Raw genomic sequence first — 16583 nt, 5'->3', positions numbered from 1 at the left:
ATAATATGAGAAAGCCGCTTTGGCGGCTTTTTCTTTTAACAAACCATGAAAAATTAATTGATCCCAATTTTGTTTAACAAAAATCGTTTCAACAATGAAAAAAATACTACTTCTTTTTATTTTATTGATAACACAGATAGTCTACTCACAGTCAGATTGTATCACAGCAATTCCAATCTGTGGTAACTCAGACATTTCTTACACGCCTTCGGGACCTGGGAATATTATAGAAATTCTTAACGCAAACGGAGGATGTCTCAGCACCAACGAAAGATATACCGTTTGGTACACTTTCACTGTATCTACACCAGGTACTCTTGCATTTAAAATAAAACCTAACGATCAGGGTGATGATTACGATTTTGCAGTCTATGGACCTACAGCAAACGGCTGTGCTTCTTTACAGAATGCAGATCACGTCTTCATACAGCCTATAAGATGTAACTATAGCGGGACTCCGGGAGACACAGGTCTGGATCTTGCTCTTGCTCCTCCTGCAGTATTTCCTACCAATCCTCCCGGCACTACAGCCAGCATGAACAATGGTAAATGGAGCCCATATATGGATGTATTAGTAGGTCAAACCTATTATTTGGTTATTGATAACTTCAGTAGATCCATTAATGGTTTTTCTATGGAATGGTCAGGTACTGCAAGTTTAAGCTCTGCATTTAACGATCCTGTTCTTTCTCCTAATCCATTTATCCCACCGGGAATTCCTGGAGCTACTCCTAATGATCCAGCCCAGGTAATGGTTTGTTCTTTACCTTCACAATTCGATTTTACAACCCTGTCAGCAGCTATCATTAATGGTAACAGTACTAACTTCAAGGTTACGTATCATAAGACAACCAATGATGCTCTTACAGGAGAAAACCCTCTTACAATAGCAACTGTAGACGGAACAACAACCTATTATTACAGAATTGTATATAAAGACCCGAATAACCCAACCAACCCTATCAACGGATGTTTCATAACAGGGAAATTTAAGTTTGTGAATGTAGGCATCTCAGCCAATACCGCTACTTTATATTCTTGTAATAACAATGGAGCCGGTACTGCAAAATATAATTTAACGACAGCTAATGTATTCGGCGGAGGTGGAGCAACCATCAAGTATTATACTACCGTTGATGATATGAATGCAGAAGTCAACGAAATCACTGACCCTACCAACTATATTTCTCCGGAAACAACTATATATGTAAAAGTAATTTCTGCTTTCGGGTGTAAAGCAACTACTACCATCAGGCTATTGTTCTACCCAACGGTAGTATTAAAAGATGCTGTACTTCAAAACTGTTATATTGATAACGATGTTACCCGTTCAACTTTTGATCTTTCTAAAGCAGATATCGGAGTACCTGTACCAACACCTACAGGAACGATCATCAAATATTATACATCGGTAGCTGATGCCAAAGCCCAAATTAACCCTATTACATTGCCATTTAACTATCTTTCAGAAAGCAAAACGGTATTTGTAAGAGTAGACAATGACAAACAGTGTTATTCAATTGCTAAGATTGAACTGAAAGTATTACCTCCTGTAAAATCAGCAGTATTAAAAGATAAAACGATTTGTGCTGAAAGCAAAACCACATTGGATGCCGGACCTGGATTCGACAGCTATGAGTGGAGCACAGGGGAAACTACACAATCTATCAATAACGTAGGAGTAGGAGTTTATTTTGTAAAACTTCAGACCGGAAAATGTTTCACTCTTCAGGAAGTACGTGTACATCCAAGCCTTCAGCCGGTGATTTCCGGGATAGAGATCTCAAACAACAACATTACCGTTACCGCTACAGGTGGAGTTCCTCCATATAAGTTTTCTGTAGACGGCATCAACTGGCAGGATTCCAATACATTCACAGGACTTCCAAGAGGCGAGAATACGGTGTATGTAAAAGATACTTATAATTGTACTCCTGTTCAGGTGACAGTTACTGTTCCTAACCTTATTAACGCTATCACTCCAAACGGAGACAACGTAAATGATGTTATTGACTACTCTGCACTGGCATACAAGAAAAACCTTGTCTTCGTTGTGTATGACAGATATGGAAACAAACTTCATGAAGCCAACAAAATGAGAAATTTCACTTGGGACGGAACTGCTTTCGGTAAGAAAATCCTGACAGGAACTTACTGGTACACGATCTCATGGAACGAAAATAATAAAGACAATACAGAAACCAAATATTCAGGATGGGTATTGGTAAAAAATAAAGAATAAGTTATACTCAATCTTTAAAAAAATCACCTCGGACCGAGGTGATTTTTTTTATCAACAAGATCAATCTCCTGTTGACAGCATTTTCCGAAAGACTGCCAATAAATTGTTGAATACTATTTTTTTATTATTTTTTAAATAAACTATCTTTGCACCATGGCGCAGAAAGAAACATTATCATCCCTGACACACGGAAACTTTGCAAAAGAATTGTCTATTGCGGATGGGAAAATGCCTCCCAATGCAGTGGATTTTGAAAGACTTGTTATCGGAACTTTTTTGATTGACAAAAAAGGTCTTGACCATTCCATTGACCTTCTTACTTCAGAAGTATTCTATGATCCGAGACATCAGGTCATCTTTTCTACCATTTTAAAGCTTTATGAAAGCAACCATCCGGTAGATTTAATGACCATTATTCAGGAATTAAAAAAAGAAGATAAGCTAAGCCAGGCCGGCGGTGACCACTATATCATTGACCTGACGATGGGAGTAAGTTCATCTGCCCATATTGAATACCATGTACGTGTTATTCTTGAAAAATATATTTTAAGAAGCCTTATCAATGTTTCTGCTAATGTTATCGACTCTTCTTATAAGGAATCAACAGACGTTTTCGAACTTCTTGATAAAGCAGAACAATCTTTCTTCGAAATTACCAACGGAACCATTAAAAAGGGATTCGATACTGCCAATTCATTAGTAAAGCAGGCTATTGATACGATTAAATCTTTAAAAGATAAACAAGGACTTTCAGGGGTTCCTTCAGGATTCAGAGATGTGGATAAGGAAACCGGTGGATGGCAGAACTCTGACCTTATCATTATTGCAGCCCGTCCGGCGATGGGAAAAACGGCATTTCTTCTTTCAATGGCAAGAAATATTGCAGTGGGACACAAAATTCCTATGGCTCTTTTCTCTCTCGAGATGGCATCAGTACAGCTTATCACCAGGATGATTGCTTCTGAAACAAGAATCTCTTCTGAAAAACTAAGAAAAGGAACGCTGGATGATGAAGAATGGCAGAGACTATTCTCCAATGTATCTGAACTGGAAAACGCTCCTTTATATATTGATGAAACTCCTTCCCTTTCGATATTCGATTTCCGTGCAAAATGCCGAAGACTTGTTATGCAGCATGGAGTAAGACTTATCATGGTCGACTACCTTCAGCTGATGACAGCCGGAAGCAGCAATGGAAAAGGAGTTGGAAACCGTGAACAGGAGATCTCTATGATTTCACGTTCATTAAAGGCAATTGCAAAAGAACTTAACGTTCCGGTGATTGCTCTTTCCCAGCTTTCGAGAAGTGTGGAAGCCCGTCCGGGAAAAAGACCTCAGCTTTCAGATTTGAGGGAATCCGGGGCGATTGAGCAGGATGCGGATATTGTATCTTTCATCTTCAGACCAGAATATTATAAAATTACCGTTTGGGATAATGATGAAGAAGGACAGGAAACTTCTACTGAAAACCAGGCCGAGCTGATTATTGCAAAGCACAGGAATGGTGCTACGGCAGATGTCCGACTATCTTTCTTAAAGCATTTTGCAAAATTTGGTGATATTGAAGCGGCAATGGACGGAGCCGGAGGAGGATACCCTTCCAACTTTGGAGAACCGAGCGGCTTTGATAAAATCAAAACCACCATTCAGCCAGGGGCAGCATTTGACCTTCCGGACAGCTCAAAACTTTCCGGCTCATCAATGAATGACTTTGATGATGATGACGATTTTCCGTTTTAAGTTGAAGCTTAAACCCAATTCAGTTTAAATTCACAACCCATAATTCAATTTTTAAAAAGCAGATTTGAGAATCGAAATTTATACCGACGGGGCTTGCAGCGGAAATCCGGGAAAAGGCGGATATGGAATTCTCATGCGCGTTCCTGAAAAAAATTATCAGAAAACATTTTCTAAAGGGTTTAGAAAAACCACCAACAACAGAATGGAACTTCTGGCAGTCATCACTGCACTGGAAAAACTGAAATCTACAGAAAACGAGATCCATGTATATACTGACAGCAAGTACGTATCTGATGCGATCAACCAAAACTGGATTGCCGGGTGGATCAAGCGAGGCTGGAAGAATGTAAAGAACCCCGACCTCTGGAAAAAATTCGTTGAGTTATACAACAAACACACCCCTAAAATGCATTGGGTAAAAGGCCATGCAGGGCACTTTGAGAACGAGCTTTGCGACAAACTAGCAGTTGCAGCAGCCAATTCTTCCGATCTCGAAATTGATACTTATTTTGAGGGTTTGGATAGCAATTCCTTATTTTAATTTAATTCATATAAATACGTAATCCATACTACAATATTCACCATTACATCATAATAAGCAGTGTTTTTTTAAAATATTATTAAAATTTTAGCAAAATTAACACTAAATACATATTATTTAATCGGGATTTAATATCTTTACACATTAATCAAAGTCCCCTTTAAATGAATAAAAATCTATTATTGTATTTATCTGTTTTTTTACTCTGTATAGCCGGGAAGTCCTTTGCCCAGACTTATCAGCTTACCGGAAACCCAGTGACTACTACTGGATGGACGATGGTTTCCCCTACCCAGGTAAACACAGATTTTATTCAGCTCACCCCGGATACCAATAACCAATCCGGCTCTATCAGACTGAATGACCCTATCAACTTAAAATATTGTGATAAATGGAGAGTGGAATTTGATTTCAGAATGGATTCCAACCAAACCTCCAACGGAGATGGAATTGCGTTCTGGTATCTGGCCAATCCGCCTGTCGCCAGCGTATTAGGATCCGGATTGGGTGTATCACAAAACGCAGTTGGACTTATCGTAGGACTGGATACTTACAATAACACGACCACTGCTACGATGAGCAAGGTTCACGTTGCTTACGGACAGGTTCAAAATACGACCGATACCAATAACGTTGAATTTTTCAATGTTGCAGGAAGCTCCTTTCACTCACCGGATTTGAACACCACACAACCTTTTCAGGGTACCACCTTTAAGCATGTTGAAGTAACCGCACAGGTAAATCCCGCGGCTCCTACAAGCTGGATCTTAAAAATCACAATAGACGGTAATGTAATTTGTAATCAGTCTTTTGCTCCTTCCGGAACAGCTGCTGCAATGACGGTAGGATATTTTGGATTTTCAGCTTCTACAGGAGGTGCAAGATCAAGACATTCTATTAAAAATGTAAAAATTTATACTGATAAAGTTCCTATTTTACAAAACTCAGCAACTCAGTCTTTCTGTCCTAATCCTACTACCGGATACGGATCTGTAAACCTGACATCTTTCAACTCGCAATTTGTCAGCAATCCTTCAAATTATACATTTAGTTATTATCCACTGGGAAGCTCTACTCCTATTGCTACCCCTGCCAACTATCAATTCAATGCAAATACAACAGTTACTGTTGTTATTAAAGATAATGCAGGACTGCTCTGTGACAACCCGGATGGTAAAATATTACTGGTTCTTGCTCCTTTTAAAGCTGAGGACAAAACGATTACGGTATGTAACAATAACAAAGCAGGAACAGCCACTTTCAACCTGAATACAGCAAATGTCACAGGTGTTCCCGGCGCTGTTAAAAAATATTATAAAACGTTAGCTGATCTTAATGCAGACACGAATGAAATTCAAAATCCAGGCAGTTACTTCTCTGCTCCCGGAGAAGTATATGTAAAAGTAACAACCCCTCAGGGATGTACAGGTACAGCAAAAATAACGCTGGCATTTTACCCGGACACTCCTGTGCAGGAAGCTACACTTAGATCATGCTTTATTGAAACTAATATTACCAGTGCTATTTTTAATCTGACCACTGCGAATGTTACTACATTAAACAGCGGTGTGACAAAAAAATACTACACCTCCATTGCTAATGCTTTAGACGGAACCAATGAGATCATGAATCCCCTTCAGTACTTATCTACAAGTACTGTCGTGTACGCAAAAGTAACAGATGCCAACGGATGTTTCAATATTGCTAAAATCAACCTTATTGTATTACCACCCGTAACATCTTCGGTGTTGAAAGACAAAACCATTTGTATAGGTGAAAAAACAGATCTGGATGCAGGTCCTGGATTTGATGGCTATGAATGGAGCACCGGAGCAACCACCTCATCTGTTAAAGATCTGGGAGTAGGTGTTTATTGGGTGAGACTTAAAACTGGGAACTGTTTCACAACACAGATTGTAAAAATAAACGCATCTGCAAATCCTGTGATTTCCAGCATTGATATTGACAACAACACAATCACAGTGAATGTAGCAGGAGGAAAACCTCAGTATCAATTCTCTCTGGATGGAGTCAACTGGCAGACCAGCAATATATTCACCGGACTTGCAAGAGGAGAAGTAAGAGTGTATGTAAAAGACTTCTACAACTGTACTCCTGTTGAAGTTCAGATTACCGTACCTAATCTGATTAATGCCATCACTCCAAACGGCGATAACGTAAACGACTTTATTGACTATTCAGCACTTGCTTACAAGAAAAATCTGGTATTCATCGTATACGACAGATATGGTAATAAATTATATGAGGCAGGAAAAATGAGAAACTTCACATGGGACGGAACGGCTTCCGGTAAAAAAGTTCTTACAGGAACTTACTGGTACACGATCTCATGGAATGAGAACAATAAAGACAATACAGAAACCAAATATTCAGGCTGGGTGTTGGTTAAAAACAGAGAATAAATTTAGTATCCGGAACTACCTCATATGGGGTAGTTTCGATATTAAAACAAGGATTCTCACCTCCTGAATTTGAAATTAAATATTGTCTTTATAATCAAATTAAACATGTAACAAATCAATTTTATATCAAAAAACAAATAACATCATAATCCATCCACTATGAAAAAAGATATACTCATTTTTTTACTGACTATCTTATTATGCTTGCCGGGAAGGTTATTTTCACAAACATACCAACTTACCGGAAACCCTATAAATACAACAGGTTGGGATCTTGTCTCTGATGCTATAGTAAGCGGAGACTTTGTAAGACTTACCACCGATCAGACCAGCAGATACGGGGCTGTAAAATTATCCACTCCTATTACCCTGAGCTATTGTGATAAATGGAAAGTGGAATTCGATTTCAGAATTGACGGAAACGGAACTGCTCAGTTCGGAAAAGGAGATGGCTTTACTTTCTGGTATCTTGCCAATCCACCTACAGGATTCGTTTCAGGAGGAGGGCTTGGTATTCCCGCAAATGCTTCCGGACTAATGGTTGGTTTTGATATCTTCAATAACACTACTGAGGGGCAGATGAGTAAAGTTCACATTCTTTATGGCACCAATAATACAGCTGGTAATAATATCGAATTCAACACTACTCCGGGAAGTACATTCCATTCTCCGGACCTTATTGCCACTCAACCGTTTGTAGGAGATACTTACAGACACGTTGAAGTAAACGGAGAAACAGACCTTACCAATCCCACAAACTGGATTATTAAAGTAAGAATCAACGGGGTACTTATCGTAGATCAGTCTTTTGCTCCTTCCGGAGGTGCAGTGGGAATGTCACAGGGGTATTTCGGTTTTTCTGCCGCAACCGGAGGTGCAAGTGCAAGACATTCTATTAAAGATGTTAAAGTATTCGTAGATAAAGTTCCTATTTTAAGTAATACGGTAACTCCTTTCGTATGTACAAATCCCGCTACCGGAAATGGTGTAGTGGACCTTACTTCTTTCAACTCTCAATTTGTCAATAATCCTGCAAACTACGTTTTCACTTATTATGTTTTGGGAAGTTCCACCCCTATTGCCAATCCTGCAAGTTTCCAATATTCAGGAAATACTACCATCAAGGTTGTGGTAAAAGATCCTACTTCTACGCTTTGTGATAATGGTGACGGAGTCATTCAGCTTAATCCTACTCCATTTGCTGCAACAGATGCAAGCCTTACAGGTTGTAATAATAACAATGCAGGAACAGCCACATTTGATCTTAACACTGCCGCTGTAACGACTGTAGCTGGGGCTACCAAAGAATTCTATCCAACTTTATATGATCTCAATAACGGAACTAATCAAATTACAAACCCTTCCGCCTACGCTTCAGCAGCAGCTACTTTATATGTAAGAGTAACTACTCCTCAGGGTTGTGTAAGTACAGCTAAAGTTACACTTAACATCTATCCTGTTGTTGTTGTCAATGATGTTGAAATAAAATCCTGCTTTATAGAAACCAATCCATCTATGGCATCGTTTAATCTTACAGGAGCTGTCGTTTCTCAAGGTGGACTAACAAAAGAATATTACCCATCTTTAACTGACGCCATCAGCGGAACAAATGCGATCTCTACGCCGGCAGCATACATCGCACCTAATGGAGTTGTTTACATTAAAGTATTCAGCGCAAACGGATGTTATTCAATTGCCAAGGTTACTTTAACTGTCATTCCTCCGGTTTTCTCAAGAACATTACTTGATCAGACGATCTGTATAGAAAATACAACCACATTAGATGCAGGGGCAGGTTTCAAAAGCTATGAATGGAGCACAGGAGCTACAACTCAATCTATCAAGAATGTAGGTGTAGGGACTTATTGGGTAAAACTTAAAACCGGAGATTGTATTGCCACTCAAAAAGTAACAGTATATCCTTCCGATAATCCGGTTGTTACCACTGTTGATATTTCAGGAAGCACAGTGACAATATATGCCAATGGCGGAACTCCTCCTTACCAGTATTCTATGGATAATATCAACTGGCAGGATTCTAATATCTTCACCAATATTGCCAGAGGAGAAGCTAAAATATATGTAAGAGACGGTTATAATTGCGTTCCTGTGGAAGTTAATATTACGGTACCTAATCTGATCAACGTGATCACTCCTAATGATGATGGCATTAATGATTTTGTAGATTATTCTGCACTTGCCAATAAACAGAATCTGGAAATAGGCATCTTCGACAGATATGGTTACAAAATGTTCCAGGCCGATAAAACCAATGGCTACAAGTGGGCAGGTACCACTAATGGAAGTAAAAAAGTTCCTACAGGAAATTACTGGTATTCTGTTTCATGGAATGAAAATAATAAAAACAGTACTCCGATAAAATTCTCAGGTTGGATTGTTGTAAAAAACAGAGAATAATTACACTTTCCATCGCATCAAAAGAATCACCCCGCAAGCCGGGGTGATTTTTGTATTAATAGGGCAGAGATATTTCATTTTAAAGACTCTTTATTCATATTCAATTCTTAAATTTGTCCTATGAATTATTTGGAAGCTTTAAGCAGAAGATATTCTGTAAAAAAATTCAATCATCAGATTATTCCTCAGGAAACTCTTCACAATATTCTTGAGTCAGGAAAGCTGTCTGCCAGTTCTCTGGGACTTCAGCCCTATAAAATGGTTATTGTTGAGAGCGAGGAAATGAAGCAGAAATTAATTCCGGCTTTCTATAATCCGTCTCAGATATCTACCTGTTCTCATCTTATTGTCATTATTTCAAAAAAAATCATTGAAGAGAACTATATCCGGGGATATTTTAATCATATTTCTGAAGTAAGAGACACTCCTGTTGAAAAACTGGATCCATTCAGAAACAGTATTAATCAGCATATCACCCAGAAAACACAGGATGAAATTTTCAACTGGGCAGAAAAACAATCTTATATAGTATTGGCCAACCTTATGTATGCCGCGGCTATTGAAAATATAGACTCCTGTCCTATGGAAGGCTTCCGTCAGGATATTATAGAAGAAATTCTGAATATCAATCCCGAAACAGAAAAAGTAACTGTTACCCTCGCTTTAGGCTACCGTTCTGAAGAAGACCATTTTCAGCACATGAAAAAAGTAAGGAAACCAAACGAAAAATTGTTTAAATTTATTTAATCGTTTTTAAACGATTGTACCTAAAGCAAGCATATGATAAAAGCGGATGTATTAGTAATCGGTTCCGGCATTTCCGGACTTTCCTATGCCATTAAAGTTTCTGAACAGCTCCCTGATGCCAAAATCATTATTGTAACAAAATCTGACGAAGACGAAAGCAATACCAAATATGCACAAGGCGGTCTGGCTGTTGTTACAGATTTCCAGAATGACAATTTCCAAAAACATATTGACGATACGATGCGTGCCGGTGACGGAGAAAATAAGCGCGATGTCGTAGAAATGGTAGTAAGGGAAGCCCCTGCAAGATTCAACGAAATTGTAGAATGGGGTGCCCAGTTTGACATGAAGAACGGCAAATTCGCTTTAGGAAGAGAAGGAGGCCATACTGAAAACAGAATCGTACACCACAAAGATATTACAGGTTTTGAAATTGAACGAGCCTTGCTGGAAACAGCCAATAACAGCCCGAATATTGAAATTCTTGATCATCATTATGTCATTGATATCATTACCCAGCACCATGTTCCCGGAAAAGAGCTCAACGAAGGCGATATCCATTGCTATGGCGCTTACATCCTAGATGAAAAGTCCAAGACCATCAAAAAAATCACTTCCAAAATAACACTTGCTGCAACAGGAGGGGCAGGACATGTTTATAAAAACACCACCAATCCTACCATCGCTACCGGAGACGGAATTGCTTTCGTAGCCCGTGCCAAAGGAAAAGTTTCCAATATGCAGTATTACCAGTTTCATCCAACAGCTTTATACAGTAAAATGGATGGAATGTTGTTTTTAATTTCAGAAGCCGTTCGTGGAGACGGGGCAAAATTGAGAACCAAAAGAGGCGAAAAATTCATGCATAAATATGATGAGCGTGAAGAATTAGCATCCAGAGATATTGTTGCAAGAGCCATCGATGCCGAAATGAAAATTACCGGAGACGAATTTGTCGGTTTAGACTGCAAGGAAATGAACCATGAAAAATTCTTAGAACATTTCCCCAATATTTATAAAAAATGTAGAGACGAAGGAATTGATCCCTTCACTCAGTTAATCCCTGTTGTACCAGCCTGCCATTATCTAATGGGTGGAATTGAAGTTGACAGAGACGGACAGTCCTCCATCAGAAATCTTTTTGCTGTGGGTGAATGTACCAACTCAGGACTTCACGGAGCCAACAGACTTGCTTCAAACTCACTTCTTGAAGGTTTGGTTTTCGGGCACAATGCTGCTATGAAAACCGTAGAACTTCTGAATGAAAACAATTTCAACTTTGACGACCTGAAAGCCGTTCCGGAATGGAATGAAGAAGGAATGAAAATCATGGACGAAATGGTCATTGTAAGCTATCTTAGAAAACAGCTTCAGGAAATGATGAGCGACCTGGTAGGTATTGTAAGAAGCAACAGACGTCTGAATATGGCTTTACAAAAGCATCAGGAAATTGCCGCTGCCGTAGATGAAATCTATCACTACTCTATTCTTTCTCCGCAATTATCGGAATTAAGAAACCTTACAACCGTTGCCCACCTCATCATTACCCAATCTATGGAAATGACGGAGAATAAGGGAGCATTTTATAATAAAGATTTGGTTTAATTTTATTTAAACAAATGAAAACCCTGAATTTAAATATTCTTACAACAGTTAATATTTTATTCTATTCAAGAATGATACTTTCATTGACTTGTGGTTTAGTATTATTGAATTTTTGGGAGCAAGATAAAAAAATTGATACTTTTTCAAACATAGCCATCCTTGCAGGAATAATGCTTTTGGAAATTTTTTTCGCATTATATAGTGTCACATTATTAAAAAAGATTATTGTTCCCAGATCCAAATACCCTTTAGCTTTAAATCTTTTATGCAACATGCAAGGGTTGGGAAAACCAGATTATTATGGAAGTTTAAAATTTGATTTAAATAATATAATTAAAGATAATAAGTTACGCTTAACGCTATACTATATCAATAATTCTCAATATCCGATTTTAACATTCAATAGAGAAAAAATCACTTACTACACTCAGGAATATAATTGGGATAATTTTAAATGGAACTATAAAATCATACCACAAGGACGAAACGGAAAACAGGTATTGGAGTTTCAAGCCATTAATCAAAACAACGTAAAAATAAAAGACAATATAGATTTTGAAAAAATAGACGCAAAGCAAAATGAAGTTCTTTTGCTCTTCATTATTCACGATTTATTATTCGGAAAAAGATCCTCCTTTTATTACTAAAATCAAAATTATGAAAAGACCAGCATACGTAACAGATAAAGCATTAAAGACATTTATAAAAAACGCACTTGAGGAAGATATTCAGGACGGAGACCACTCCACCTTGTCTACCATACCCCAAGATCTTGTACAAAGTGCAAAGCTTTTAGTAAAACAGGACTGCATTCTTGCAGGAGTTGAGCTGGCGGAAATCATTTTCAAGACTTTTGACAAAAATCTGAAAGTAGAAGTTTTCATTAAAGATGGAACTCCTTGCAAATTCGGAGATGTAGCTCTTATTGTAACAGGAAGTGCCAGATCTATTCTTTCTACAGAGAGATTCGTTCTTAACTGCATGCAGAGAATGAGTGGTATTGCCACCCTTACCCACGACTGGGACTCCAGGTTGGTAGGCACAAAAACTAAACTTTTAGATACAAGAAAAACAACTCCTAACTTCAGAATGTGTGAAAAATGGGCAGTTGCAATAGGTGGCGGTACTAATCATAGATATGGCCTTTATGACATGATTATGCTGAAAGACAACCATATTGATTACAACGGAAGCATTACCAATGCAGTGACAATGGCCAAAGACTACGTTAAAAAGAACAAAAAAAAGTTAAAAATAGAGGTTGAAACAAGAAACCTTGAGGAAGTTCAGGAAGCCATCAATGCAAAAGTCGACAGAATTATGCTTGATAACATGGATGTGAAGACCATGAAGGAGGCTGTAAAAATGATTAACGGTTCATGTGAGTCTGAAGCTTCAGGTGGAATTACCCGCGATATGCTTAAAGAAATTGCTTCCACAGGAGTTACATTCATCTCTGTAGGGGCCCTTACACACTCTGCTGAGAATATAGATTTGAGTCTCAAAGCAGTGAAATAGCATTGAATTTTTAACAAAAACACCCCCACTTTGTTAAAAATTCAATAACATGACTTTTTTCATAAAAAAATTCAATTTTTAACCATAACACTGATTTTTAACACATTAACATTATTAAGACTGATTAAAAATTAACATTGAGTTAATAATAGTTAAATTTTATTTTGCGAATTTTGCAGAAAATTAAATCTAACTATTACTAACGATTATGAAATTAATCAACAAATCGATACTAACTGCGGTTATTACATTATCTACAGCTAGTGTTTATTACGCTCAACAAGTTCAGGACACAGTGCAAACTAAGTCCAAAGATATTGACGAGGTAATCTTAAGAGGTGTTACGGATATCGCTAAAGATAGAAAAACACCTGTTGCTGTATCTACTATCAAAGCTGCACAGATTTTAGAAAGACAAGGAAACCAGGAACTTGTCGAAATACTAAACACAACACCTTCCGTATATGCTACAAAAGGAGGTGGTGGTTTTGGTGATTCACAAATTGTTATGCGTGGATTTGAATCTAGAAACATTGCAGTAATGGTAAACGGTATGCCTGTAAATGATATGGAGGGTGGTACTGTTTATTTCTCAAACTGGACTGGATTATCTGACGTAACAAGTACATTGCAGGTTCAAAGAGGTTTAGGTTCGTCTAAATTAGCGATTGCTTCTGTAGGAGGTACAATGAACTTCATCACCAAGTCTGCAGATATGAAAAGAGGAGGGGTTATTAGATTAGGAGTTGGTAACAATGACTATTTAAAAACATCTTTTGCTTATAATACTGGAAAATCCAAGGATGGTATTTCTGCATCATTCTTAATGAGCAGACAAGCCGGAGGTACTTATATTGAAAATACTGATTATGAATCTTATGCATATTTCTTTGCATTAGGTTATGAAATCAACAAAAAGCATAACTTACAGTTCTCAATTACTTCTGCACCTCAGTGGCACGATCAAAGAACTTTTGCACCAACTATCCAAAATTATATCAACTATAATCCTGATCATGACGGAAATCCTTACAGAAGATATAACTCAGATTTTGGATACTACACTGATGCAAACGGAAATAAAGTAGCTTTAGCAAACAGAGCTAACTACTATTCTAAGCCTGTAATGATGGTAAACTGGGACTGGACAATGAGCGAAAAGTCTAAGTTAAGTACAGTTTTATATATGTCAAACGGTAGAGGTGGTGGAACTGGTGACTTAGGACGACTAGGAACTAAAAGCATCAATGATCCCAGCTTTACAGATGCTTCAGGACACATCAACTATGATGCTCTTTTTGCAGCAAACGCAGCAGTTAATTTAAATACTGCAGGGGCAGGAAGTACTATTGTTCGTCGATCAAGTATCAATTCACACAACTGGTATGGTATCTTAGCAAACTTCCAACATAAAGTTAACGATAACTGGAATTTCTCAATCGGTACAGATGACAGATATTACTATGGTTATCATTATCAAGTCCTTACCGATTTATATGGAGCAGCAGGATATAAAGATAATGCCAACAAAAATTTACCTGCTCCAAGAATTGTAAATGCTCTTTACGATTACAAAAAACTTTCTTGGAATCCTTTTGGAGGCAAATTAGCCCCAGCTGAAGATCAGGTAGGATACAGCAATGATGGTGAAGTTATTTGGTACAGTGGATTTGCACAGGTAGAATATACAAAAGATAAATTATCTGCATTCTTACAAGGTTCCGTATCTAACCAAGGTTACCAGAGAATTGATAACTACGTAGTAGACGGAAGCACATTGAGAGGCCAAACCATCAATACGAAAACAGGATTTAAAAATATTTTCGGATATAATATTAAAGGGGGAGCTAACTATAACATTAACGAGCAACATAACGTTTTTGCTAACTTAGGTTATTATAGCAAGCAACCATTCCTTAACACAGTTTATCCAAGTAACCAACAACTTGTTAACCCTTATCTAACTAACGAGAAGATTTCTTCAGCAGAAGTTGGTTATGGGTTCAGATCTGCAAAATTCACTGCTAATGTTAACGTGTACAGAACACAGTGGAAAGACAGATGGTTGAGAAAAACTAGCCAGACTTTCACTTTAGCAGACGGTACAACAACTACAGGTTATTCTGAAATCAATGGTATTACAGAAGTTCACCAGGGAGTAGAATTTGATGGAGTATACAAACCGAACCGTTTCCTAGAAATTCAGGGGATGTTCTCTTGGGGAGATTATTATTACAAAGGAAATGCTAATGTAGCTTCATTCGACGATAATAATAATCCTGTTACTTTAGCTGGTTCAGCAGGAAACGAACTATACTTAGATAAAGTAAAAGTAGGAGGTTCAAGTAACAACAGTATCCCTCAGATGACTGCCTCATTAGGACTTACTGTAAAACCAGTAAAAGATCTTAATATTTTCGGAACATGGAGATATGTAGGTAAACTTTATTCTACTATTGACGCCGGAACATTCACCAATGTTGCTGCTCAGGATAGAGGAGTATTGAAATTACCTGACTTTAACTTATTTGATGTAGGTTTCTCTTACAAAATCAGATTACAAAACGAAGCTCAGTACTTCACAATCGGAGCTAACGTTTATAACTTGTTTGATAAAATTTATATTTCTGATTCTGCGACAAGTATCTTCGGGACTGATAAAATTACAGCAAACAATGACCCTGACAAAGGAAAAACTTATGAAGAGGCTGGTAGAATGTACAATGGTATTGCAACAGGTAACCGTGCTTATTTCGGTTTCGGAACTACTTGGGCAGCAACATTATCATTCAACTTCTAATAATATCACAATATTAGATTTTATAAATATCAATCCCGGCTTTGAGCCGGGATTTTTGTTATCTTTGTGTACAAAAAAATAGGATTATGGATTTTTACAAGATTTTTCTTAGTGCACACAAAGGATTCGGGTATTTAGAACTTCTTTTAGTTGCATTATTTATCATTGCACTTTTAGCTACCATGTTTGGCTTCAGTGGAAAAGTGAACAAATTTTTAAAGAAGACTACTCTCTTCACAATGATTTTCTTCCATGTTCAGTTTTTAATAGGAATATGCTTGTTATTCATATTTTCCCCAGGTTTCAAAGCCGCTTTAGATGCAGGAACATTAATGAAAGATGCTTACACCAGACAAACATTTGTTGAGCATCCATTCTCTATGTTAATCGCAGCAATATTAATGACCATTATCAACAAAAAAGTAAAGTCCAACGACACCATCTCTCTGGGAGTAGTTATTATGGGATTGATCGCGGCAGGTTTATTTGCATTTGCTTTCCCTTGGCTAAGAGTCTTTGGAGCTTAAAACAGACAAAGAAATTATATGC

The 16583-nt window shown here is 37.7% G+C and carries 11 protein-coding genes; all 11 read left to right on the top strand.

The features are described from left to right. The first annotated feature begins 94 nt into the window (after positions 1-94). The 11 genes from DYR29_RS16855 (at position 95) to DYR29_RS16805 (ending at position 16561) form a co-directional block, all read left to right on the top strand. Positions 95-2242, top strand: a complete 2148-nt coding sequence (locus DYR29_RS16855; RefSeq protein WP_213277780.1) for a T9SS type B sorting domain-containing protein — start codon at positions 95-97, stop codon at positions 2240-2242. 153 nt (positions 2243-2395) lie between these two features. Then, the gene (dnaB, locus tag DYR29_RS16850) at positions 2396-3982 is read left to right on the top strand and encodes a replicative DNA helicase (protein ID WP_213277779.1); all 1587 of its coding nucleotides are present in this window, start codon (positions 2396-2398) and stop codon (positions 3980-3982) included. Positions 3983-4046: 64 nt separating this feature from the next. After that, a complete protein-coding gene (gene rnhA, locus DYR29_RS16845; protein ID WP_047422277.1) occupies positions 4047-4523 on the top strand; it encodes a ribonuclease HI in 477 nt (158 codons plus the stop codon). A gap of 164 nt (positions 4524-4687) precedes the next feature. After that, positions 4688-6946 carry a lectin-like domain-containing protein gene (locus DYR29_RS16840; RefSeq protein WP_213277778.1) on the top strand — a complete coding sequence of 753 codons (2259 nt, stop codon included), beginning with the start codon at positions 4688-4690 and terminating at the stop codon, positions 6944-6946. A 159-nt stretch (positions 6947-7105) separates the two neighbouring features. Next, positions 7106-9364 carry a T9SS type B sorting domain-containing protein gene (locus DYR29_RS16835; protein WP_213277777.1) on the top strand — a complete coding sequence of 753 codons (2259 nt, stop codon included), beginning with the start codon at positions 7106-7108 and terminating at the stop codon, positions 9362-9364. A 120-nt stretch (positions 9365-9484) separates the two neighbouring features. Further along, positions 9485-10111: an NAD(P)H-dependent oxidoreductase gene (locus DYR29_RS16830; RefSeq protein ID WP_213277776.1), complete on the top strand. Its 627-nt coding sequence runs from the start codon at positions 9485-9487 to the stop codon at positions 10109-10111. Positions 10112-10144: 33 nt separating this feature from the next. Further along, positions 10145-11716, top strand: a complete 1572-nt coding sequence (nadB, locus tag DYR29_RS16825; RefSeq protein WP_213277775.1) for an L-aspartate oxidase — start codon at positions 10145-10147, stop codon at positions 11714-11716. Between the two features lie 14 nt (positions 11717-11730). Then, complete coding sequence (locus DYR29_RS16820) at positions 11731-12363, top strand: hypothetical protein (RefSeq protein WP_213277774.1); 633 nt, start codon at positions 11731-11733, stop codon at positions 12361-12363. 10 nt (positions 12364-12373) lie between these two features. Further along, positions 12374-13234: a carboxylating nicotinate-nucleotide diphosphorylase gene (nadC, locus tag DYR29_RS16815; RefSeq protein ID WP_213277773.1), complete on the top strand. Its 861-nt coding sequence runs from the start codon at positions 12374-12376 to the stop codon at positions 13232-13234. A gap of 208 nt (positions 13235-13442) precedes the next feature. After that, entirely contained in the window at positions 13443-16034 is a 2592-nt protein-coding gene (locus tag DYR29_RS16810) for a TonB-dependent receptor (RefSeq protein ID WP_213277772.1), read from the top strand. Between the two features lie 86 nt (positions 16035-16120). After that, positions 16121-16561 (top strand): hypothetical protein, encoded by a 441-nt coding sequence (locus DYR29_RS16805; RefSeq protein WP_213277771.1) that lies wholly within the window; start codon positions 16121-16123, stop codon positions 16559-16561. The last annotated feature ends 22 nt before the right edge of the window (positions 16562-16583 follow it).

This window comes from Chryseobacterium indologenes (assembly GCF_018362995.1).
GTDB classification, from domain to species: domain Bacteria; phylum Bacteroidota; class Bacteroidia; order Flavobacteriales; family Weeksellaceae; genus Chryseobacterium; species Chryseobacterium indologenes_G.
Note: the sequence above shows the minus strand (reverse complement) of the source record. Positions and strands in the feature narration are given on the sequence as shown.